The sequence below is a fragment of the Oceaniglobus sp. K40-3 genome (genome assembly GCF_055808395.1).
Window position 1 is genome coordinate 2,305,962 of record NZ_CM147868.1, and the last position, 22,016, is coordinate 2,327,977.

The 22,016-nt window shown below is 62.1% G+C and carries 22 protein-coding genes and 3 pseudogenes; 5 read left to right on the forward strand and 20 right to left on the reverse strand.

From position 1 onward, the window contains the following. Window positions 1–42 precede the first annotated feature (42 nt). Window positions 43–1,350 carry an HlyC/CorC family transporter gene (locus AC0L7P_RS11990; RefSeq protein WP_473432981.1) on the forward strand — a complete coding sequence of 436 codons (1,308 nt, stop codon included), beginning with the start codon at window positions 43–45 and terminating at the stop codon, window positions 1,348–1,350. 4 nt (window positions 1,351–1,354) lie between these two features. Here the strand turns inward: AC0L7P_RS11990 and AC0L7P_RS11995 are convergent, their stop codons facing one another. Genes AC0L7P_RS11995 through AC0L7P_RS12005 form a run of 3 tightly spaced genes read right to left on the reverse strand, consistent with a single transcriptional unit; the run spans window position 1,355 to window position 4,780 of the window. Further along, a complete protein-coding gene (locus AC0L7P_RS11995) occupies window positions 1,355–2,827 on the reverse strand; it encodes a carboxypeptidase M32 (protein ID WP_473432982.1) in 1,473 nt (490 codons plus the stop codon). Window positions 2,828–2,851: 24 nt separating this feature from the next. Beyond that, window positions 2,852–3,988 carry a heme A synthase gene (gene ctaA, locus AC0L7P_RS12000; RefSeq protein ID WP_473432983.1) on the reverse strand — a complete coding sequence of 379 codons (1,137 nt, stop codon included), beginning with the start codon at window positions 3,986–3,988 and terminating at the stop codon, window positions 2,852–2,854. Window positions 3,989–4,036: 48 nt separating this feature from the next. Then, entirely contained in the window at window positions 4,037–4,780 is a 744-nt protein-coding gene (locus AC0L7P_RS12005; protein WP_473432984.1) for an RNA methyltransferase, read from the reverse strand. A 68-nt stretch (window positions 4,781–4,848) separates the two neighbouring features. On the opposite strand from AC0L7P_RS12005, the gene AC0L7P_RS12010 reads away from it, so the two are divergent. Both AC0L7P_RS12010 and AC0L7P_RS12015 read left to right on the forward strand, forming a co-directional pair. Then, entirely contained in the window at window positions 4,849–5,178 is a 330-nt protein-coding gene (locus AC0L7P_RS12010; protein WP_473432985.1) for a TfoX/Sxy family protein, read from the forward strand. A 54-nt stretch (window positions 5,179–5,232) separates the two neighbouring features. After that, window positions 5,233–5,853: a thiamine phosphate synthase gene (locus tag AC0L7P_RS12015; protein WP_473432986.1), complete on the forward strand. Its 621-nt coding sequence runs from the start codon at window positions 5,233–5,235 to the stop codon at window positions 5,851–5,853. On the opposite strand, the gene olsA is transcribed toward AC0L7P_RS12015, so the two are convergent. The 3 genes and pseudogenes from olsA to AC0L7P_RS12030 all read right to left on the reverse strand — a co-directional run bounded on the left by olsA (window position 5,850) and on the right by AC0L7P_RS12030 (window position 7,793). After that, a complete protein-coding gene (gene olsA, locus AC0L7P_RS12020; protein ID WP_473432987.1) occupies window positions 5,850–6,686 on the reverse strand; it encodes a lyso-ornithine lipid O-acyltransferase in 837 nt (278 codons plus the stop codon). The genes AC0L7P_RS12015 and olsA overlap by 4 nt on opposite strands. After that, window positions 6,683–7,458, reverse strand: a pseudogene (gene olsB / locus AC0L7P_RS12025) (L-ornithine N(alpha)-acyltransferase). Before olsB ends, olsA begins: the two are co-directional and overlap by 4 nt. A 152-nt stretch (window positions 7,459–7,610) precedes the next feature. Further along, complete coding sequence (locus AC0L7P_RS12030; protein ID WP_473432988.1) at window positions 7,611–7,793, reverse strand: DUF3553 domain-containing protein; 183 nt, start codon at window positions 7,791–7,793, stop codon at window positions 7,611–7,613. A gap of 30 nt (window positions 7,794–7,823) precedes the next feature. On the opposite strand from AC0L7P_RS12030, the gene AC0L7P_RS12035 reads away from it, so the two are divergent. Continuing rightward, window positions 7,824–8,312, forward strand: a complete 489-nt coding sequence (locus AC0L7P_RS12035) for a histidine phosphotransferase family protein (RefSeq protein WP_473432989.1) — start codon at window positions 7,824–7,826, stop codon at window positions 8,310–8,312. 98 nt (window positions 8,313–8,410) lie between these two features. Here AC0L7P_RS12035 and AC0L7P_RS12040 read toward each other — a convergent pair. The 11 genes and pseudogenes from AC0L7P_RS12040 to acuI all read right to left on the reverse strand — a co-directional run bounded on the left by AC0L7P_RS12040 (window position 8,411) and on the right by acuI (window position 18,260). Then, a pseudogene (locus tag AC0L7P_RS12040) lies at window positions 8,411–9,677 on the reverse strand (glutamate-5-semialdehyde dehydrogenase). Between the two features lie 44 nt (window positions 9,678–9,721). Next, window positions 9,722–10,828, reverse strand: a complete 1,107-nt coding sequence (gene proB / locus AC0L7P_RS12045; protein WP_473432990.1) for a glutamate 5-kinase — start codon at window positions 10,826–10,828, stop codon at window positions 9,722–9,724. Next, on the reverse strand, window positions 10,816–11,841 hold the full coding sequence (obgE, locus tag AC0L7P_RS12050) for a GTPase ObgE (RefSeq protein WP_473432991.1): 1,026 nt from the start codon (window positions 11,839–11,841) through the stop codon (window positions 10,816–10,818). The genes proB and obgE overlap by 13 nt, the downstream gene beginning before the upstream one ends. Before the next feature lie 69 nt (window positions 11,842–11,910). Beyond that, window positions 11,911–12,969 carry a GNAT family N-acetyltransferase gene (locus tag AC0L7P_RS12055; protein WP_473432992.1) on the reverse strand — a complete coding sequence of 353 codons (1,059 nt, stop codon included), beginning with the start codon at window positions 12,967–12,969 and terminating at the stop codon, window positions 11,911–11,913. Beyond that, window positions 12,966–13,504: pseudogene (locus AC0L7P_RS12060) on the reverse strand (GNAT family N-acetyltransferase). Before AC0L7P_RS12060 ends, AC0L7P_RS12055 begins: the two are co-directional and overlap by 4 nt. Further along, window positions 13,501–13,767 (reverse strand): hypothetical protein, encoded by a 267-nt coding sequence (locus tag AC0L7P_RS12065; protein ID WP_473432993.1) that lies wholly within the window; start codon window positions 13,765–13,767, stop codon window positions 13,501–13,503. Before AC0L7P_RS12065 ends, AC0L7P_RS12060 begins: the two are co-directional and overlap by 4 nt. 12 nt (window positions 13,768–13,779) lie before the next feature. Further along, complete coding sequence (rpmA, locus tag AC0L7P_RS12070; RefSeq protein WP_473432994.1) at window positions 13,780–14,049, reverse strand: 50S ribosomal protein L27; 270 nt, start codon at window positions 14,047–14,049, stop codon at window positions 13,780–13,782. Between the two features lie 6 nt (window positions 14,050–14,055). Beyond that, window positions 14,056–14,790: a 50S ribosomal protein L21 gene (locus tag AC0L7P_RS12075; protein WP_473432995.1), complete on the reverse strand. Its 735-nt coding sequence runs from the start codon at window positions 14,788–14,790 to the stop codon at window positions 14,056–14,058. 236 nt (window positions 14,791–15,026) lie between these two features. Continuing rightward, a complete protein-coding gene (locus AC0L7P_RS12080) occupies window positions 15,027–16,667 on the reverse strand; it encodes a BCCT family transporter (protein WP_473432996.1) in 1,641 nt (546 codons plus the stop codon). A gap of 61 nt (window positions 16,668–16,728) precedes the next feature. Then, a complete protein-coding gene (locus AC0L7P_RS12085; protein WP_473432997.1) occupies window positions 16,729–17,145 on the reverse strand; it encodes a universal stress protein in 417 nt (138 codons plus the stop codon). Between the two features lie 125 nt (window positions 17,146–17,270). Further along, complete coding sequence (gene acuI / locus AC0L7P_RS12090; RefSeq protein ID WP_473432998.1) at window positions 17,271–18,260, reverse strand: acryloyl-CoA reductase; 990 nt, start codon at window positions 18,258–18,260, stop codon at window positions 17,271–17,273. A gap of 316 nt (window positions 18,261–18,576) precedes the next feature. Here acuI and AC0L7P_RS12095 point away from each other — a divergent pair, with 316 nt between their 5' ends. Next, window positions 18,577–19,869, forward strand: coding sequence for an MFS transporter (locus tag AC0L7P_RS12095; protein ID WP_473435451.1), 1,293 nt, complete (start codon window positions 18,577–18,579; stop codon window positions 19,867–19,869). Between the two features lie 135 nt (window positions 19,870–20,004). On the opposite strand, the gene AC0L7P_RS12100 is transcribed toward AC0L7P_RS12095, so the two are convergent. The 3 genes from AC0L7P_RS12100 to AC0L7P_RS12110 are packed head-to-tail and all read right to left on the reverse strand — an operon-like array spanning window position 20,005 to window position 21,896. Next, on the reverse strand, window positions 20,005–20,502 hold the full coding sequence (locus AC0L7P_RS12100; protein ID WP_473432999.1) for a DinB family protein: 498 nt from the start codon (window positions 20,500–20,502) through the stop codon (window positions 20,005–20,007). Further along, window positions 20,499–21,149 (reverse strand): DUF1326 domain-containing protein, encoded by a 651-nt coding sequence (locus AC0L7P_RS12105; protein WP_473433000.1) that lies wholly within the window; start codon window positions 21,147–21,149, stop codon window positions 20,499–20,501. The genes AC0L7P_RS12100 and AC0L7P_RS12105 overlap by 4 nt, the downstream gene beginning before the upstream one ends. Window positions 21,150–21,161: 12 nt before the next feature. Continuing rightward, entirely contained in the window at window positions 21,162–21,896 is a 735-nt protein-coding gene (locus tag AC0L7P_RS12110) for a DUF2182 domain-containing protein (RefSeq protein ID WP_473435452.1), read from the reverse strand. Between the last annotated feature and the right edge of the window lie 120 nt (window positions 21,897–22,016).

Consider the following 22,016-nt stretch of genomic DNA (forward strand, 5'->3'; position numbering starts at 1 on the left):
ATATGCCCCTCAGGACCACCGGAAAAAGGAAAGACAATCGCGATGGAAACGGCCTCTGGCGTTTATGATACTGCCTTCTGGATCACGGGCGCGGCAATTCTTGCCTTGCTGGTGTGTTCAGCCTTCTTTTCAGGCAGCGAAACCGCCCTGACCGCCGCATCGCGCGGAAAGCTGCGCGCGCAGGCCGACAAGGGCAACACCGGGGCGCAGCGGGCGCTGGCGATCACCGAAGACAACGAACGCCTGATCGGTTCGGTCCTTTTGGGCAACAACCTGGTGAATATTCTGGCCACGTCACTGGCCACCGCCCTGTTTACCCGGGCGTTCGGTGAATCCGGCGTGGCATTGGCGACGCTGGTGATGACGCTGCTGGTGCTGATCTTTGCCGAAGTCCTGCCCAAGACCTATGCGATCACCAACGCCGAAACCGCTGCGGGCATGGTCAGCCGGGCGATTCAGATCGTGATCACCGTATTTTCCCCCATGGTCAGCGCCGTGCGCGCGTTTGTGCGGGTGGTGTTGCGGCTGTTCGGCGTCAACGCCGACCCGGACAGTCAGATCCTCGCGGTGCGCGAAGAAATCGCCGGCGCGCTGAACCTTGGCCACTCCGAGGGCGTGGTGCAGAAAGAGGATCGCGACCGTATCCTGGGCGCGCTGGATCTGGCGGAACGCACGGTCGAGGAAATCATGCTTCACCGTTCCAAGATCGAGATGATCGACGTGACGATCCCCCCGGACGAGGCGCTGGCCCAATGCCTTAAATCACCCCACACCCGCCTGCCGATCTATCGCGGCACCCAGGAGGAAATCATCGGCGTGATTCACGCCAAGGATCTTTTGCGCGCGATGTATGCCAGGCGCCGCGAACACCCCGGCGTGGCCGACCCGTTTGACGATTTCGATATTCTCGATGTGGCGATGAAGCCCTATTTCGTGCCGGAAACCACCACGCTTGACGATCAGATGCGCCAGTTTCTGCGCCGTCACACCCATTTTGCGCTGGTCGTCGATGAATACGGCGCCCTTCAGGGGTTGATCACCCTCGAGGATATTCTGGAAGAAATCGTTGGCGAAATCACCGATGAATTCGACATGGACGCTGAAACCCCCCTGCGCCGGACGGACGCGGGCGATTACGTTGTCGATGGCGCCATGACCATCCGCGATCTGAACCGCGCCACCGATTGGTCGCTGCCAGACGAAGAGGCAAATACGATCGCCGGGCTTGTCATTCACGAGGCGCAAACCATTCCCACGCAGGGGCAGGTGTTTTCCTTCCACGGCTTCCGCTTTGAAGTGGCGCAGCGCAAGGATAACCGGATCACCCGGCTGAAAATCCGGCCTCTTTAGGGGCTTAAAGCCCGTAAAGCGCCGAAAACTTTGCTTCGAGGTAGTACAGCAGCGGCGCCTCGTGGGGGTCAAAGCCACAGGCATGGCGGATCGTGTCACGGGGCGGGCGCAACCCGCCATAGGTTTGCACATTGGCGCGCAACCATTCGGTGGCCGCAGACGTGTCGCCCCGGGCCAGATCATCGTCAAGGTTTGGCAGAGCGGCGCGCAGCGCCTGGTGCAGACATCCGGCATAGACATTGCCAAGGGTATAGGTCGGGAAATAGCCAAACAACCCCACCGACCAGTGAACATCCTGCAACATCCCGTTGGCCGGACAATCGACAGCAACCCCGAAATCGGCCAGAAACCGGGCGTTCCACGCCTCTTCCAGTTCCTCGGGGGCCAGGGTGCCCGCGATCAACTGCCGTTCCAGATCGAAACGCAACAGCACATGCAGGTTATAATGCACCTCATCGGCCTCGGTGCGGATATACCCGGGGCCGACCCGGTTGACCGCCCCGTGAAACGCCGCCGCGTCGGCCACGCCGAAATCGCCAAAGGTGTCTTTCATCACCCCGAACAGATGGCCGGTAAAGGCCGCCGAGCGGCCCAGTTGGTTTTCATAAATCCGGCTCTGGCTTTCATGCACCCCCATGGAAACCCCCTGCCCCACGGGTGTCAGCAGATGCGCCTGATCTATCCCCTGTTCATAGGCCGCATGGCCGACCTCGTGGATCGTGGAATAAAAGCAGTTGAACGGATCATGGGGCGTGGTGCGGGTGGTGATGCGCACGTCATTGCCCGACCCGCTCGAGAACGGATGAACCGCCTTGTCGATCCGCCCCCGCGTCATGTCATAGCCAAAGGTGCGCGCCAGCGCGGTGCTGATGCCCAGTTGCCCGGCCTCGTCAAACGTTTGCGCAAGGCCCGCAGGTTGGTAAGGTGCGCCCAGCACACGTTCGCGCAAGGCCACCAGCCGTGGGCGCAGCGCCCCGAACATATCGGCCAGCCCGGCCCCCGTGGCGCCCGGTTCGTAATCGTCCAGCAGCGCGTCATAGGGATCGCCACCATCGGCCAGCGCCGCCGCCTGTTCCCGCTTCAGGGTCAGAACATTGCGGAACGTGGGCAGAAACGCCGCCACATCGTTATTGGCCCGTGCCGTCGCCCAGATGCCCTGTGACACGCTGGTCACCCGGGCCAGTTCGGCGGCAAGGCGCGCGGGCACCCGGGTAGTGCGTTCGAACGTGCGGCGGATGTGGCGCAGGTTGGCTGCGCCCACCTCGTCGGGCGCTTCGGCCCGCTCCAGCCATTCGCCCACCCGCGGATCAATCCGGCGGGCGTGCAAAACACCCTCCATGGCCGCTGTTTCCTCGCCACGCTGATCGGCGGCGCCCCGGGGCATCACGGTTTCCTGATCCCAGCCCAGCCGCCCGGCAATCTGCGCCAATGCCTCGGTTTCTCGTTGAAACGCCATCAGATCGTCAAATGCGGCCATGGGAATGCTCCTGAACTATGAAAATCAGCCGCGCAGGGATTGCGCGACGGGAAAACGGGCCATGTGGCGGGCGCGCAGGATCAACACCCACACGATAACGGCGCCGAACTGATGCACGATGGCGATGTGCAGCGGCGCCTGATAGATCACCGCGAAAATCCCCAGCGCCACCTGAACACAAAGCATCGCCATCATCGCGTTAAAGGCAAACCGCGTGGCATTGTTGGCCGAACGGCGGGCGCGCCACCAGACGGCCAGCGCCAGAACGAACAGCAGATACCCCATCATCCGATGCATGAATTGCACCAATCCCGGATCCTCAAAGAAGTTGCGCCAGATCGGGGTCAGCGACAGGGGATCAGGCGGCAGAAACCCACCCGCCATGAACGGCCAGTCGGGAAAGGACCGCCCCGCGTCAATGCCCGCCACCAGCGCGCCCAGCAAAATCTGCACGCCCGCCGCAATGATCAAAACGGTCGTGGCCGTAACCAGCCCGCCTTCGCGGTTGCGCCGTGCCTGCATCAGATCGGCCTCGGAACGGCCCAGTTGAAACACGTACCAGGCGATCAGCCCGAGAATGACAAACGCCAGCCCAAGATGCGTGGCCAGCCGGTAAGACGCCACATCAAGCGCGCTGCCGCTCAGCCCGGATGACACCATCCACCAGCCGATCGCGCCCTGCGCCCCGCCCAAGACCCCAACGCCCAACAACCGCCCGGTCCAGCCGGTGGGGATTTTGCGCGCCACAAGAAACCCAAAGAACCCCAGCGCCCAGACCAGCCCGATAATGCGGCCCAACTGACGATGGCTCCATTCCCACCAATAGATGAACTGGAAGGATGCAAGGCTCATCCCTTTGTTCTGCAACTGATATTCCGGGATGGCGCGGTATTTGTCGAACTCGCTCTGCCAATCGGCGGCGTTCATCGGCGGCAGCGCACCAGTGACCGGGCGCCATTCGGTTATCGACAGGCCCGCATCGGTCAGGCGCGTCAGACCACCCAGGGCAATCATCGCCATCACCAGCGCAAACAGCACCATGAGCCAGACCCGAATGGCGCGTCGCGCGCCTTTGGGGCGGGCATCTATCATGCCGCCACGGGGGGCCGCGCGGGGCTGATCCGCGCCGACCTCTTCAAAAATGCTTCGTTTGGTGGTCATATTGCCCCCTTTGGCCGGACACTAGCCGCGCCCCTGTCACCCTGCAAGTCAGCCCTGCCGCCCACGCAGCAATTGCCGCAGCATGCCGTGCAGCGTGCGCACATCGGCCGCCGTCAGGGGCAGGCGCGACCACAGGTTGCGCAGGCTGTGTTTCATCGGATCGGCCTTGTGGGGCGGAAAGAAAAACCCCGCCTCATCAAGCCGTTGTTCATAATGTTCGGCCAGCTTTTCAACCTCGATCTGGGTTGCCGGTTCCTGCCCTGCCCAATGGGTGGATTGCAGGGTCAGATCGGCCGACTGGCGGCGCCATTCATAGGCGGTCAGCAACACGCATTGCGCCAGGTTCAGTGAGGGAAAATCCGGGTTCACCGGCACGTTGATCAGGGCATTGGCGCGGATGATGTCGTCATTTTCAAGGCCCGCGCGTTCTGGGCCGAACAGCACCGCCACCCGCTGCCCCTGGCCGATCAAGGTTGCGGCATGGGCCATGGCGGCCTCCGGCGTGTAAACCGGGTTGGTCATGTCGCGGCTGCGGGCGGTCGTGGCAAAGACGAAGGAACAGGAGGCAACCGCCTCGGGCGTGGTGGCGTGGATCTGTGCGGCGTCCAGCACCCGCCCCGCCCCGCTGGCCAGGGCCGTGGCGCGGGGATTTGGCCAGCCGTCACGCGGTTCGACCATGGCCATATCCGTGAGGCCGAAATTGAACATCGCCCGCGCGGCGGCGCCGATGTTTTCGCCCATCTGCGGGCGGACCAGCACGAACAGCGGCTGAGCGGCGGGGGGCGTTGACATGAATTCTCCGGCGATTTTGTCTGGGGGCGTGATAGGGTCAGAACCGAAAAGGATCAAGGAGCGACCCGATGCCATATGACGAAGGCCTTGCCGCCCTGCTGCGCGACGACGTGAACGATACGGGCGTCGTGGTGGAAAAACGCATGTTCGGCGGCCTGTGTTTTATGGTGAATGGTCATATGCTCTGTGGTGTTCACAAGGAGGGCGGATTGTTTCGGGTGGGCAAGGCGCGCCATGACGCCGCACTTGCCCTGCCCGGTGTCGGCCCGATGGTGATGACCGGGCGGCCCATGGGCGGCATGGTCGATGTGGAAGAGTGGGCCATGGGCGATGACGCCCTGCGCGCCACATTGATCGCCATGGCGCTGGAATTTACCCGCAGTTTACCCGAGAGATAGCCAAGCCCGCTCAGGCCGGGTAAGAGACGGGGCCAAGACCCCGAGGAGCAAGCCATGTCCGATTCCGAGCGCCCGCAGATCTATCTCATTACGCCACCCACGTTCGCGGTTCCGGCCTTTTGCGACAGGCTGGCGCAGGTGCTTGACCGGGTCGATGTGGCCTGTCTGCGCCTGCATATGGCCAGCCATAATCAGGATGATGTGGCCCGTGCCGCCGATGCCCTGCGCGAAGTGACCCATGCCCGCGACGTGGCCATCGTCATTCAGGATCATGTGCTGATGGTCGAACAACTGGGGCTGGACGGCGTACATCTGGTGGAAGGCGCGCGCAACGTGCGCAAGGTGCGTGGCGATCTGGGCGGCGATGCCATTGTCGGCGCCTTTTGCGCCACCTCGCGCCATGATGGCATGTCGGCGGGCGAAAGCGGCGCCGATTACGTCAGCTTTGGCCCCGTGGCGCAAACGCCCCTGGGCGATGGCACTGTGGCCCCCCGCGATCTGTTCGCCTGGTGGTCGGAAATGATCGAGGTGCCGGTGGTGGCCGAAGGTGCGCTGGACGCCGCAAAATTCACCGACCTCGCACCGGTAACCGATTTCTTCGGCATCGGAGACGAGATCTGGCAGACCGAAGATGCCGCCACGACGTTAGAGTCGTTTGTGAGGTTGATCTCTTAACCGACCGAAATAATATGATTTTTCAGAGGTTCACGGGTTAGGTTTTCAAGGTGCAGCGCCAGGATTTTGCGGTTGGCGAAATCCGCCACCTGCACCGGGTCGTGATACAGGATCGTCACCGCACCCTGTCGGCGCGCCGCCAGTGTCTTGAGCAGATGGGCGCCAAACTCCATATCGCCCCACCAGCCATAAAACCCCCGGGGCGCCCCGACCGGATCATCGAAAAGAACTGTCACAGCCTGAATTTGCATGATGTTCTTCATGTCATCTTTAAAGAACGCCTCGAAAAGCGTTGATTTAAAGGGAAGAACACGCTTTCCATCGGTTGACGTGCCTTCTGGAAAAAACACCAACCGATGCCCTGCCACCAACCTGTCATGGAACATATCCCGATGCAGCGCCGCTTCGCGCCGGTCGCGCCGGATGAACAGCGTGCCCGTGGCCCGCGCCAACCAGCCGATTCCAGGCCAACCCGCCACCTCGGATTTGGCCACGAAATACACCAGATCCGCCGCGTTCAGCGCGAAAATATCCAGCCACGACGAATGATTGGCCACCACCGCCCCCCGGCCCACCATCGGGCGGCCCTGCACCTTGAACCCGATCCCGAGGATGAAAAATGCCGCCCGACAGACCCCGCGCGTGATATAAGGCGTCACAGGCCGGTGCAGCCCGCAAAAGGGCCGCTCAACCAGCCGCGCCAGCAACAGCACCGCCAGCCCGCCAAACACCACCGCACCCAGAACCGCGCCGCGCAGCAAAACCCGCAGCCATCCCAGCGGGCCAATTCGCAGGGGCGGCGGTGGCGGGGCGTCATCCCAGGTCGGGCTCATCCGCGGGCCTTTGTATAAATGTCGCGGTGGCGGGCATTCATCTGGGCGGTATCCATGACAAGGCAAACATCAGTTGTGTTGAAGGCATGATCGACAAAGGCACCCTCGCCCACAACCCCGCCAAGGCGCAAATAGGCCTTGATCAGCGCCGGTGTTGCGCGCATGGCCGCCGGGCGGTCGATCCGGGATTCGGGCAACAGATCCATCCGCTGAAACTGTGCCGGTTGGGCGCGGACCCGCAAATCGGGGGGGCCAGATGCCGGTGATGCAAGATCGACAGCGGGGCCGCCAGCGTATCAATATCAGTGCCATGAAACGAGGCGACCCCGAACAGGATTTCGATGTCGTGGGCCTGCACATAATCCGCCAGCGCCGCCCAGAGGTGCATCATCGCCGATCCACCGCGATAGGCCGGGTGCAGGCACGACCGGCCAAGCTCCAACAATGACCGCCCGCTTTGTTTCAGCATGGTCAGATCGTATTCGTCTTCGGAATAGAACTGCCCCGCCGCTTTGGCCCCTTGTGACGTCAACAGGCGATAAACACCCACAACCCCGTCCTGCCCCGTTTCAGCGCGGGCGTCATCGACCAAAATCAGGTGTTGATTGAACGGATCGAACCGATCCGCCTCGCGCCCGGTGTCGTGATCCACCATGTTGCCCTCTGCACCCAGTTCCTGAACAAATACCGCATAGCGCAGCCGCTGGGCCGCGGCCAGATCGGCCTCGTCGCGGGCCAGACGGCACGAAAACCGCGGTTGTTTCGGGGCCATGGGCGCGGAACCACTCTGATTGTTTCGGGCTGTGGCCTTTTAGGCATCCCGCGCCCTCGTGGCAACCGGCGCGCCACACTCAGGAGCGTTGACACAATTTTAACGAATGTTAGCCTATCAAGGGAAAACCCAAGGCAGTTCCCGGGCGTTGGTCAGGAGTCATACACCGGCATGAGATCTACACGCGCGCCGTCAATCACCACCTTGCCCATGTGGCGAAACATCACCGTCACCTTGCCGTTGATGTTGGATTGCACCTGGCCCGGGCCCCATTCGGGCTTGTCAGGATGGCGCACGATCATCCCCGGTTCCAATAGCGAGGTCATATCACCCATGTTACGTTCCTTTGTTGCGGGCCGCACAGCATGAGCGCGGCGTCACCCGATATCAATGCCCTGCTTGGGTCGCGTATCTGCCACGATCTGATCAGCCCCCTTGGTGCGATCAGCAATGGATTGGAGCTTTTGGCCATGTCCGGGGTGGCGGCCGGCCCCGAAATGAGCCTGATCAGCGAAAGCGTTCAGAATGCCAACGCGCGCATCCGGTTTTTTCGCGTCGCCTTTGGTGCGGCCAGCGCGGGGCAAGACATCGGGCGCGCTGAAATCCTGTCGATTCTCGGGCCACTTTCGACGGGCAAACTGTCGATCGACTGGCAAATCGAAACCCATCCCCCGCGCGCCGAGGTCAAACTGGCCTTTCTTTTGATCCAATGCCTTGAAACGGCAATGCCCTGGGGCGGCAAGATCACCATTTGGCGCAATGGCCCGGAATGGCGAGATCGAAGGGCAGGCAGAGCGGTTGAAACCCCTGCCCGATCTGTGGCCCGCCGCGACCCGCCAAGGCAGTGCCGGTGACATCGGCGCCAATCACGTGCATTTCCTGCTGGCTGACAAGGCGGCAGCGGAAATCGGGCGCCGCGTGGCGCTGGCGCAGGGTGACAGCGCAATCTCGCTCAGCTTCTGACCGCGCCATCACCGGTTACCAGATATTTGAAACTGGTCAGTTGTTCGGCCCCCACCGGGCCGCGCGCATGCATCTTTCCCGTGGCGATGCCAATTTCGGCACCCATGCCAAATTCACCGCCATCGGCAAACTGGGTTGACGCATTGTGCATCAGGATCGCGGAATCGAGCCGTTGAAAGAACCGCTCGACGGCTGCGTCGTCCTCGGTGACGATGCAATCGGTGTGGTTGCTGCCAAAACGGCGGATATGGGCGATGGCGGCGTCAATATCATCGACCACCCGCGCGGCCATGATCATGTCGAGATATTCACGGCCCCAGTCACCATCCTGCGCCGCAACCACCCCTTCGATGGCACACAGGGTTGCATCGCCCCGCACCTCGACCCCGGCATCCATCAGCGCGCGCACCACACCCTGCCCGATGGTATCAACCACATCCCGGTGGATCAGCAGGCATTCCGCGGCGCCACAGATGCCGGTGCGCCGGGTTTTGGCGTTCATCACCAGTTTCAGCGCCTTTTCCGGGTCGGCGTCCTTGTCGATATAAATATGCACGATGCCTTCAAGGTGGGCGAACACCGGCACCCGGGCCTGTTGTTGCACCAGCCCCACCAACCCCTTGCCGCCGCGCGGGACGATCACGTCAATCGTATCGGTCATGGTCAACATCTCGCTTACCGCCGCACGATCACGGGTCGGAACCAGCTGCACCGCATCCTCGGGCAGATCGGCGGCGCGCAACCCCTCAGTCAGGCAGGCGTGGATCGCGCGGGACGAGTTGAAACTCTCCGAGCCACCGCGCAATATCACCGCATTGCCCGCCTTCAGGCACAGCGCCCCGGCATCAGCCGTCACATTGGGGCGGCTTTCATAGATCACCCCGACCACCCCCAGCGGCGTGCGCACCCGACGAATGTGCAGCCCGCTGGGCCGGTCCCATTCCTCGGTCACGCGGCCGACCGGATCGTCCTGTTCGGCCACGGCGCGCAGCCCGTCGGCCATCGCCTGAATGCGCGGGCTCGCTCAGGGTCAGCCGGTCGATCATCGCATCGGACAGCCCCTTTTCGCGGCCAAATTCCAGATCCTCGCGGTTGGCCGTCAAAATCGCCGCCCGGTTGGCCCAAACCGCATCAGCGGCGGCGTTCAGCGCCCTGGCCTTGGCCTCGGACGGGGCAAAGGCAAGGGTTGCGGCGGCGGCCCGGGCACGCTGGCCGATGTCGGCCATCAGGGCGGGAATGTCGGTGTGATCGTTCATCAGGCGGCACCTTTTGCGGATTTTTCAGCAACAACAAGAGAGGGTCACAGCACCATATCATCGCGATGGATCAGGGCCGCGCGACCGGGATAGCCCAGCACGGGTTCGATGTCACGGCTGTGGTGCCCCATGATCGCGCGCGCCTCATCGCCGGTATAGCGGGTCAGGCCCGAGCCGATGGATTTACCGTCAGCCTGCGCAATCACCACCGGATCGCCACGGCCAAACCGGCCCTGAACGCCAATCACCCCGGCGGGCAGCAGGGATTTTCCCTGCCCCAGTGCGCGCGCCGCCCCGGCATCAACCATAAGCGTGCCGCGCGGTTTCATCGCCGCGATCCAGCGTTTTCGTGCGGTCTGCGGATCGCCTTCGGCCAGAAACCAGGTGGCGTTTGCGCCCTGTTCCAAGGCTCGGATCGGACGGGTGGCAAAACCGTTGGTGATGGCCATGGCACAGCCGCCGCCAATGGCCGTGCGCGCCGCCATCAGTTTGGTTTTCATCCCGCCCTTTGACAGGCCAGACCCGGCATCCCCTGCCATCGCTTCGATCTCCGGTGTGATGCGGGCGATGGTTTCAAACCTTTGGGCGGTCGGGTCGCTTTGGGGGTTGGCGGAATAAAACCCGTCGACATCAGAAAGCAGGATCAACCGGTCCGCCCCCACGGTCACGGCGATCTGCGCCGCCAGCCTGTCGTTGTCGCCAAAGCGGATTTCATCGGTGGCGACCGTATCGTTTTCATTGACGATCGGCACCACGCCCAATGACAAAAGCTGCTCCAGCGTGGCGCGGGTGTTCAGATAGCGGCGCCGGTCCATGGTATCCTCAAGCGTCACCAGAACCTGCGCGGTGATCATGCCATGGGGCTGCAACACTTCCTCATAGGCGCGGGCAAGGCGGATCTGCCCCACTGCCGCCGCCGCCTGGGATTGCTCCAGCGACAGCACGCCATTGCCAAGGCCCAGCACCCCGCGCCCCAGCGCGATAGAGCCTGAGGACACCAGCACCACATCGCCGCCCTGTTCCTTGAGCATCGCCACATCCTGCGCGAGGGCGTGCAGCCAGTCAGCGCGCAGATCGCCACTGTCACGATCCACCAAAAGGGCCGAGCCGATCTTGACAACGATACGGCGCGCGCCGTTCAGGGACGCCATGTCGTTTCTCCGGCGCCGTCGTCAACCTTGCCGGTGGCGATTTCGGCCCGCACCGCACGCAGCACCTCGGTCAGGCCTTCGCGGCTGACGCCCGACATCATCATCACCGGGCCGGCCACCGCCTCAAGCGCCGCTTTCACCTCGGTGCGGTCCTCGTCATCCAGTGCGTCGATCTTGTTCAGGGCGGTGATGCGCGGCTTGTCGGCCAGGGCACCACCATATGCGTCAAGTTCGTCAATGATGGTTTGCCAATCGGCGGCCACATCCTCGGAGGTGCCATCAACCAGATGCAACAGGACCGAACAGCGTTCCACATGACCAAGAAAGGTAACGCCCAGCCCCCGCCCCTCGTGCGCGCCTTCGATCAGGCCCGGAATATCGGCCACCACAAATTCGGCCCCGTCCACCCCGACAACGCCAAGGTTCGGCACAAGGGTGGTAAAGGGATAATCGGCAATCTTGGGGCGGGCGTTCGATGTGGCGGCCAGAAAGGTGGATTTGCCCGCGTTCGGCAGGCCCAGAAGGCCTGCATCCGCGATCAGTTTCAGGCGCAGCCAGATCGTGCGCTCTACCCCTTCCTGCCCCGGATTGGCGCGGCGCGGCGCCTGATTGGTGGCGGATTTGAAATGCAGGTTGCCAAAACCGCCGTTGCCACCGCGCGCCAGCACCACCCGCTGCCCCACTTCGGTCAGGTCGGTGATGATCGTTTCCTCATCCTCGTCCAGAACCTCGGTTCCGACGGGAACGCGCAACACGATGTCTTCGCCCGACCGTCCGGTGCGTTGCCGCCCCATGCCATGCTGGCCCGACTGGGCAAAGAAATGCTGTTGATAGCGGAAATCAATCAGGGTGTTCAGCCCCTCGACCGCCTCGATGATCACATCGCCGCCATTGCCGCCATCGCCTCCATCGGGACCACCGTATTCGATGTATTTCTCGCGCCGGAAGCTGATCGCACCCGCCCCGCCGCCACCAGAGCGGATATAGACTTTGCACAGGTCGAGAAATTTCATGACGTTCGCTTTCGGGGTCAGAGGGCTGGCGCAGGCGATACCGGGTTTCGTGGCCCGGCTCAAGGTCGCTCAGGGGGTGATCGGGCGCAGATCGCTGCGTGACAGGCGATAGAGGGTGATCGGATGTTCGCCCGCGCGGTTGACAGAGGTGCCGGTATCGGCCCCCTGCGCGGTAAACCCGGCATGGTGCAACACCGCACCACTGGCCGGATTATCATCGAAATGATCGGCCCAGAGCGTTTCAACGTGAAACCGCGCCATGGTGTCGTGCAAAAAATGCACCAGCGCCTCTTTGGCATAGCCCCGGCCCTGTTCGGCGGGGTCGATGAAATACATGCAGGACACGGCCGAACGTCCCTGCGCGCGTCCGATGCCCACCGTCCCGATCAGCCGCCCGCGCCGGCAGATCGCCGCCCGAAACCCCAACCGCCCGCGAAACCGCGCCGCATTCAGCCAGCGGCGCGCGGCATCCTCGGGCCAGGGGGCCGGAATGTGGCACAACATCCGCGCCACCCGGTCCTGTCCCGCGATACGGATCAGCGCCGGCACATCGCCGTCGCGCAATTCACGCAGGGTCAGGCGCGGGGTGCGCAGGGCATATTGACGGCGCGCGGCCCATTCGGCGCGGCTCAGCACCATGGTGCGTGATGTCACCGCCTGCGACAGGGCGCGGGCGTTGATCTGCCGCTCACCGGTATAGCGAAACCCCTGTTTTATCAGAACCCGGGCCGAACGGTCATTGCCGGGATAATGGCCCGACGGCAGGGCATCATGGGATGGATCGGCAAAAAAGGCATCAACCACGGCATCGCAGGCCTCGGTGGCGTATCCCTGCCCCCAGACATCGCGCGCCAGCCAATAGCCCAGCTCGTGATCCGCCGAAATGCCGCCGATCAACTCTCCGCCCGCTTCGATCATCCAGGTGCGCCCCGGCACCGCGCCGGCGACAAACCGTTCGCCATCATCCCGGGTATAGGGATACGGCACCCGGCCCAGCCAGCGCGCCACGTCATAATTGCCGATGGCCCCGGTCAGGGCCACCTCATCGCCCGGTTCGGGTGGCCGCAACATCAGGCGCGCTGTTTCCAGCCGCGCCTGACTGCGCGTTTTGCCACGCCGCAGGATCACCCCAGTTTAAGTGAATAGGTCCAGGTTGGCACGGTGCCGCCCCGGGCCACGCAAAAGGTTTCGGCATCGCCAAGATAGGCGAAACCGCAGTTTGTCAGAACCCGTGCCGAGGCCGGATTATCCTGAAACACCGCGCCGAAAATAATGCGCGCATCTTGCGGACGGGCGGCGACCAACGCGCCAACCGCCTCGCTTGCCAGGCCGGTGTTCCAGAATGCCGGTGCGACCCAATAGGTGATTTCCGATTGCAGCCGGTCCATCCGTTCCAGCGCGATCAGGCCCAGAACCTCGGGCAGCCCATGGGCCGAGCCATCAAGCGCCCAGATATCACTGCTGCGGTCAGGAGCCTGCGCGCGGGAAATAAACGCCTCGGTGGTGCCGGGGGCAAAGGATGGGGGATGGATTGGCTGGCCGTGGCCACGCGTTCATCCCCCATATACATGGCCAGCAACCCCGCATCCGAGCGGCGCAGAGGCCGCAATACGCAGCGTTCGGTTTCCACGGTCATTTGATCCGCGATTGGCTCCATCTTCATGTTGTCCCTCCTCCGAACAGCACAAATACCACGCTGGCCACCATCAGAGTGGCCAGGGTCAGCATCAAAAATCTTTCCGACCGTGCATCTTCCACGGCTGTTGCGATCACTTCATCTGCCAAGATCCACACAGGGTGTAACACAATCTGGGCCATATGAAGACAAATGGCGATCGTTGCTATGGCTTGCAAGGGCAGGCAGGCCCGTGCATCGAAAACGAAAAAGGGGACCGGCGCGATGCCGATCCCCCATGTCTTGATCAATTCGGGTTCGGCTTATTCAGCGGCCTCCGCCACCGGGAGAACCGAAATAAAGGTGCGCTGTTTGAGGCCCTTGTGAAAGGTCACCTTGCCCTCGACGGTCGCAAAGATCGTGTGATCCCGGCCCATGCCCACACCTTCGCCCGGCCACATCTTGGTGCCGCGCTGACGCATGATGATGTTGCCGGGAATCACGGCTTCGCCGCCGAATTTCTTGACGCCCAGACGACGACCCGCAGAGTCGCGACCGTTGCGGGATGAACCGCCTGCTTTTTTGTGTGCCATTGGGTGTTACTCCTTTTCAGCGGCGAATTCGCTGGCTTGCGTCAGCCAATCGTCACGCTCGATACGGCCCTTGAACGTCAGCTTTTCGTCCATATAGGCGATTTCTTCGGGGCTCCATGCTGCGATCTGGTCAAAGTGGAACACACCGTTTTCGTGCAGGATGCCTTCCAGTTTGGGGCCGACGCCTGAAATCTTTTTCAGATCGTCCGCGCCACCCTCGCGGGCCTCGCTCAGCAGGTTGGTCGGCTTTACGCCCGGCACGTCTTCGGCAGGGGTTTCGGCCTTGGGGGCTTTTGCCTTTTTGGCCTTTGCGGGTTTGGCGGTGCGGTCCTGCTCTGGCTTGGCGGGCTTGTTCTTGGCCGGGGCCAGCGCGGCGAGCGCAGCGGCGGACAGCGACCCGGTGCCGATCGCGGCCTTCACGCCGGATTTGTCGGCGCCGGATTCCAGAATGTCACCGATGCGTACCAGCGTCAGTTTCTGACGGTGGCCCTTGGTGCGCTGCGAGCTGTGCTTGCGGCGACGCTTGACATAATGGATGAGCTTTTCGCCCTTGATCTGGTCGATCACTTCGGCCTGCACACCCGCGCCCTCGACAAGGGGGGTGCCGACAGTGCCGCCAACCATCAGAACTTCGTTGAACTGGATTGTCTCACCAGCTTCGGCTGCCAGCCGCTCCAGGCGCAGCACATCGCCGCTCTGGACCCGGTACTGTTTGCCGCCGGTTTTCATGACCGCGAACATGGTATCTTCCTCATTCTCCGCGTCCTGTGGCCCCCTGTGGGGTTTGTGGGCCTTGCCATGTGCAAGCCCCGCCTCGGACAGCGCGCCCTTTCGGGCGACATTAAAAATTCATCCGGCACGAGTCAGACCCGCCCAGAGGCCGCGCTTATGAAACGATTACCGGTGCAAGTCAAGCACCGCAAAAGAAAACGGCGCCCGGTTTTCCGCGCGCCGCCTTCTGTTTCAATGCTGTCGGTTCAGCCTTTGGCGCGCTCGGACGCCAGGCCCCGCCAGATGCAGTAACACATGGCCAGCAACACGACGGTAAACAGCAACCCGGTGGAAATCACCATGGATTGCAGCGCGGCAAGCCCCCCGCCGATCAGCAGGGCGATGGCCACGGCACCCTCGAACACACACCAGAACACCCGCTGGGGCATCGGCGCGTCAACCTTGCCGCCCGCCGTGATCGTATCAATGACAAGCGAGCCGGAATCCGACGAGGTGACGAAGAACACGATCACCAGAATGATCCCGATAAAGGATGTGATCTGTGCCAGCGGCAGTTGCCCAAGCATCTGAAACAACTGACGGGGCAATTCGGCATCCTGTGCGCCGGTGAAATTGTCGGTAATCACCTGATGAATTGCGGTGCCGCCAAAGATCGACATCCACAACACACAGACCATCGACGGGATCAACAGCACGCAGACGATGAATTCACGCACCGTGCGCCCGCGCGACACCCGGGCGATAAACATGCCGACAAAGGGTGACCAGCTGATCCACCAGGCCCAATAGAACGCTGTCCAGCCCTGGGAAAAGTTCACATCTTCGCGCCCGAACGGATTGGCAAGCTGCGGCAGATATTCGACATAGGCCACCAGACTGTCCCAGAAGAAGGCCAGCAGGAACGCTGTTGGCCCGACGATCAGCGTGAACAGCGCCAGAATGCCGGCAAGGCCCATGTTGACCTCGGAGAGGATTTTCACCCCGCCATCAAGGCCGCGCACCACCGAAAACAGCGCCACGGCGGTGATCAGGGTGATCAGCACAACTTCGGTCGTGTTGCTGATCGGAACACCGAACAATTCGTTCAGCCCGGCATTGGCCTGTGTCGCGCCAAAGCCAAGGGACGTGGCAAGTCCGAACAGCGTGGCAAACACCGCGATGATGTCGATCACATGACCCCACCAGCCCCAGATGCGTTCGCCGAAGATCGGATAGAACGCGCTGCGGATCGTCAGGGGCAGGCCCTTGTTATAGGTGAACAACGCCAGTGCCAGCGCGACAGTGGCATAAACCGCCCAAGGGTGCAGGCCCCAGTGGAAAATCGTCGCCGCCATGCCCAGACGCACCGCGCCGACCTCATCGCCCGTGGCCGCGCCAAGGGGCGCCCAATCGGTGCGAATGCCGTTCTCACTGGTGATTTCACCCATGGAGGTTGAAAAATGCGTCAGGGGTTCAGACACACCATAGAACATGAGACCAATCCCCATGCCCGCCGCGAACAACATCGCGAACCAGCCGATATAGCTGTAATCGGGCTTTGCATCCGTGCCGCCCAGGCGCACGTTGCCATAGGGCGTGACAATCAGCAGCAACGTAAAGATCACCACCAGATCCCCGGCTGCCAGCAGGAACCAGTCAAAGTTCTTGGTGGTAAAGTTGAACATGGCCGAAAAGACGCCGTTGGCCTGTTCCGGCAGGGCAATCGTGTAAAACACGAACGCCATGATCGACAGAGCCGACACGAGAAACACCGGGTTGTGAATGTCAAATCCCAGCGACCCGAGCGAGCCTTCGATATTGTTGTCGCCGATTTCGTAATCCGTCTCGATGATGGCGGTATGGCCTTCGGGCACTGGTATGCCCGCTTCGCCGGATTGATCTGTCATTATGTTATCCCTCTTGGGTTGGAGGTCATTATTGGGTGGGCGCGGTTGGCGCCCCGCCGGTTCAGGCGCGCACGACCATCACGGACACCGAAGCATGTTCCGCAATGCCGCCCCCGTGCGATGGCCAGATCCGGTCGGCAAGGCCCGGCACATGGCTGGCCATGACAACCAGATCGGCCGCGGTTTCCTTGACCGCCTTCAATATGGTCGCTTCCAGATCCGAGGTCGGATCATGGCTGAACCGTGGTTCGGCCGTGGCGGTGATGCCGTGTTTGGTGGCCTGCGAGGCGGCAAAATCGGCCAGCCGCGCCGCGAATTGTTCAGGGGTATGGGCCACCGCTGACGGGGCCGCCGTCGTGACCCCCACATAGGCGACCGACGCGCCATAAAGTTTCGCCAGATCGGCGGTGCAGGTCAGCGCCCGCTCAAGTTTACCCTCATGGGCAAGGTCGACCGGGCAGATTATCTTGTTAAACACCGGGCTCTCCTTCGTGTTTACCGTCCGGTGACCTGCGGTATCGCGTCCCGCCGTTGCGGGTGGTCACCGGCTCTGCGTTCCGTCGCCCATGGTAAACACGTGATCGTGAAATGCAAACAGCCCCCTCAGCCGTTCACATCAACCACCACCCGGCCCCTGACCTGCCCTTTCAGGATATCAGCCCCCAGGGCAGGCAGATCAGCCAGTGTGGCAGGCCGTGTCATTGCCTCCAGTTTGTCCAGGGGCAAATCACGGGCGATCCGGGCCCAGGCGCGCTGGCGATTCTCAAACGGCTGCATCACCGAATCGATTCCCAACAGATTCACCCCGCGCAGCAGGAACGGAATCACCGTGGCCGGCAGCGCCGCGCCCCCCGCCAACCCCACGGCGGCAACGCTGGCGCCGTATTTCATCTGCCCCAAAAGACGCGCCAACATCGCGCCCCCCACGGCATCGACACAGCCGGCCCAGGTTTCCGCCTCCAGCGGGCGCTTTACAGTTTCGCCAATCTCGTTGCGGGCAACGATTTGCGTGGCCCCGAGGCTGCGCAGATACTCCTCTTGTTCCGGGCGCCCCGTCACCGCCGCCACCTCGTGCCCCAGCGCCGCCAAAATCGCCGTGGCGACCGAACCAACGCCCCCGGCCGCCCCCGTCACCAGAACCGGCCCGTTGCCCGGCACCAGCCCGTGATCCTCAAGCGCCATTACCGCCAGCATGGCCGTGAACCCGGCAGTGCCAACGGCCATGGCCATGCGGCTGTTCAGCCCATCCGGCAGCGGCACCAGCCAATCGGCCTTGATCCGCGCCTTTTGCGCATAGCCGCCCCAATGGGCCTCGCCCACCCGCCAGCCGGTCAGAACCACCTTGTCACCGGGGGCATAGCGCGGATCGTCGCTGGCCTCGACCGTGCCGGCAAAATCAATCCCCGGCACATGGGGATAATTGCGCACCAACCCGCCGCCGGGGCCAACGCACAGCCCGTCCTTGTAATTCACCGTCGAATATTCGACCGCCACGGTCACATCGCCATCGGGCAACCGATCCTCTGCGATCTGCTGCACCGAGGCGGCCGTCTTGCCGTCTTCATCCTTTTCCACGATCAACGCGTTGAACATCGTCTTTCCTTTCCTGTCTCGAAAACACCCCCGGTACTGTCCTGGGCAGACCCCGCACGTGAAAACGTCACGCATGAGTGGCACGCACCGATGGATTTCCTGAATCCCTTCAGGAATGGGCGTGACGCAATATTGGCCCAAACGTCAAGTATTTCTGACCCGGGGTGGGCATTCACACGCCATCTGCGCCAATGTCGATGGTGCAGAATTTGCCGCCATTCGCCGCGCTTTTTCGAATGGCTGCTTTATTGCACAGGGCAGGTTCCGGCTCACCTGGGGTATTGTGCGCGACGGCAGCAACGTTGATGCTGTGAAGATGACAACCGAAACAGAGTTCTCTTTTGCAGCGCTGAATGGGTCAGCCCGACGGCACATTCGTGTGTTCCAGATCCACCAGTTTCTTGATCGGTTCGCGATGGGCCTCACAGTTGCCGTTGTTGCTCTGGCCTTGGCTGACAGGGGCATGGATATTTTCCAAATCTCGCTTCTTTTCGGGGTTTACTCGCTTGCAACAATGACGATGGAACTCCCGTTTGGCGGTCTCGCTGACAGCATTGGCCGCAAGCCGGTCTTTCTGACAGCGGTCGTCGCCAGCCTGATTTCGCTGGCACTTTTTCTCTCGACAAGCGACTTCTACGTTCTGGCATTATCATTTGGATTCATCGGTCTTGGACGGGCGCTTCGGTCGGGCACGCTCGATGCGTGGTTTGTCGAAACCTTTAAGACTGCCGCGCCAAATGTGGATGTCCAGCCCGCATTGGCCAAAGCACAGTCGGCCAATGCCGTGGGGTTGGCCGTTGGCGCGGTTCTGGGAGGTCTGTTGCCGGATATGTCAGGCTCAGTCGCGAAACGCCTTGGGTTCAGTGTCTATGATGTGTCCTATTTGGCAAGTTTTGGTGTGATGCTGGGTGTCTTTGTTTTCACAGTGTTGGCCATTGTGGAAAATCCGCGTCCGATGAATTTTGGCGCACTCAGACAGGGGTTCGCAAACGTTCCAACGGTGATCAAGGACGCAAGCCTGCTTGCTCTGAAACATCCAACACTTTCAATCCTGCTGGCATCGCTGGCGTTCTTTCTGATGGCGACCAACCCGGTCGAAGTGCTCTGGCCGACCCACGCAAAGCCCATGATTGATGAGGCTTACGCAAACACTGTCATTGGTATCGTGACCGCGACCTATTTCTTCTCCATCGCTGTCGGCGCATCTCTGTCCTCCCACGTCAGCCGGGTATTCAAACGGCAGCACGCCCTTACGCTGGCAGCAACGTTTGCTTGTCTGGCGGGCGTTCAGATTGCATTGGCGTTGCAAGGCAGTATCGTCGGCTTTGTGGTGGTTTTCATCCTGTATTCTGTGATACTTGGTGTATGCGAAACGCCAGCAAGCAGCATTCTGCATCGCTGCGCGGGCGACCATCAGCGGTCAACCATGCTGTCGCTGAGATCGTTGATACAACAGTTGGGGGCCGCATTGGGCATGGTGTTTGCCGGAGCGTCGGCGGAAATTTATTCCACACCTTTCGCCTGGATTGTCGGTGCGTTGCTTCTTTTTATTGCGGTAATACTGGCCTTTGTGTTGGTCAAACGATTGGCCCTGGAAAACGATAACTGACATTCGTGCGTCACGCAGAATCATGCCCTTTTGGCGTCTTCGAAAATTCCGCCGCGATCTCGCACGAAGGCCCGGCTCTTCCTTTTCAGTTTGGTGTTGCGGCGTGCGGGGCAAGGGCAGATGACCTTTAACATCTTACTGCCCCGGCATGGCGAACAGATCACTTGCCTCGGGGGTGGCGCCGGCTGCGGTCAGCATGGCGTGGATCTGGCCCCGGTGGTGGGTCTGGTGGTTGAACATATGTGTCACGCACAGGGCCAGCGGGCGCACCACGTCGCGGCCCAGGGCGCCGGAATACCACGCGAGATCACCGTCAAGCGCTTGCAACCCATCGGCCCAATCGACGATCTGCACATCCGCCGCGCGCCGCCGTTCAACAAACCCGGCCCAGTCGGGGGCAAAGTCGCCGCTGTCTGGAATGCCCACGCCAGGCGCCTCCCAGCCGTCAAACCGCGACATCCAGATGGTATCGCCCCAGAGCAGATGGGAAAACGTTCGCCGGATCGAGCCGAAGAACGCCCCGCGATCCAGGTCGCGGGCGCCCTCGCCCAAGGTTTCGGCGGCGGTGATCAGGCTGTTATTCTGCCACTGGTTATACCGCGCCATGGTGGCGCAAAAGGCAGGCGTGATCACGATTGCGGCCCGGACCAGTCGATCTGGCAAATCTCGGCCGAGCGCCCGTCGAAATCCCAGACCCGGCCAAAAGCGCGCACCCGCCCCTTCGTGGCTGTTGCCACGGTGATGTCGGCGCCCATCCAGTATTGCGTGTTGCTGACCACGATGTCGCTGTCGCCGTCGGCCCCGCCCACCGGCACCACCTCGCCCTGAATTTTCTTGCCCACGGTCAGACGGCGCGCCTTGCCCACGGTTTCAAACGATACCGGCGCGCGTTCGGCACCCAGAAATTCGCTCACCAGCATGCGAAACAGGCCGGTGGTGCCGCGTGCCGCGCCGGAAAAGATGTTGACCAGCCCATCAAAGGCCGCATCGCTGGCCCGATCATCTATATAGGCGGCGCATTTCCAGTTGCCCCGCGCCATCAGCCCGGGAATATCCAAAAGCAGCCCCACATTCAGACCCGCAAGATCGGTGTCGCCATAATGGCCGCTGTCGATGCGGATGCCCGACCACGCCTGACAATACCCCTCGGTCGGGGGATGTTTGCCAAGGGACACCACGCAGGGGCAAAACACCGTGCAGTTGCAGTTCAGGATCAATTCACCCTTGATCGCCCATGGCACCTGGCCCACGGTGGCCTCGCTCTGCACTGTCGTTGACATCTCTTTCCCTTCTCAAACTGCGGTCAGGGCCATCCACAGCCCTGTTCCGATCAATATCGCGCCCAAAGGCCGGGTGACGAACCGGCCCATCGCAGGCAGCTTTTCCAGAACCATAATCAACGTCGCCAGCCCCATAAAGGCAAGGTTCATCACCCCGCCCACAAAGGCCAGCAGCATCAGCGCCCAGCAACAGCCAAGACAGGTCAGCCCAAGGCGCAGCCCGTTGCGCCATGGGCCTGCCTCCCAATGGGTGATGAAAAACGTCAGCGGCGCGCGGCATTTGTTCAGGCAGCCCTCTTTCAGCGGGGTGAATTGATAACCCCCCGCCAACAGCAACAGGGCCGCCGACAACAGGTCTGAGCGGCTGTCGCCAAAGGCCGACACCAGATCAACCCGGTAAAGCCCGAATTGCAGCGCTGCCGCCAGCGCCGAAAACCCGGCCCAGACGGCCATATACCCCGCCACCAGCGCGCCAAACCGCGTCGGGGCCGAGGCGCCCAGATCGTCATAAGTCGCCAGCGCCGGCAGCGCCGTGGGCAGCATCATCGCCCCCGACATCAACAGCCACATGGCGCAAATCCGCAGATACCCGGCCCCATCCGGGGTCAGCGTGCATAACCCACGCCAGAAATCACCCCCGTATACCCGCCCCATAGCGCGCAGATCACCCGGCAGCGCCATCAGATAAAGCGCCCCCCATCCCAGCAGGATCGCCCCGAACAGGATCAGCCAATGGGGCGCCCCCATGGCCCGGATACGCGCAGCAATCACCTCACCCTCCCGGTGTCAGTATCGCCGTCAGGTATGTCAGAGTGATGAATGCGTGACAAAAGAAAAGCGCGGCAACACCTGCGGCGATCGCCCGCG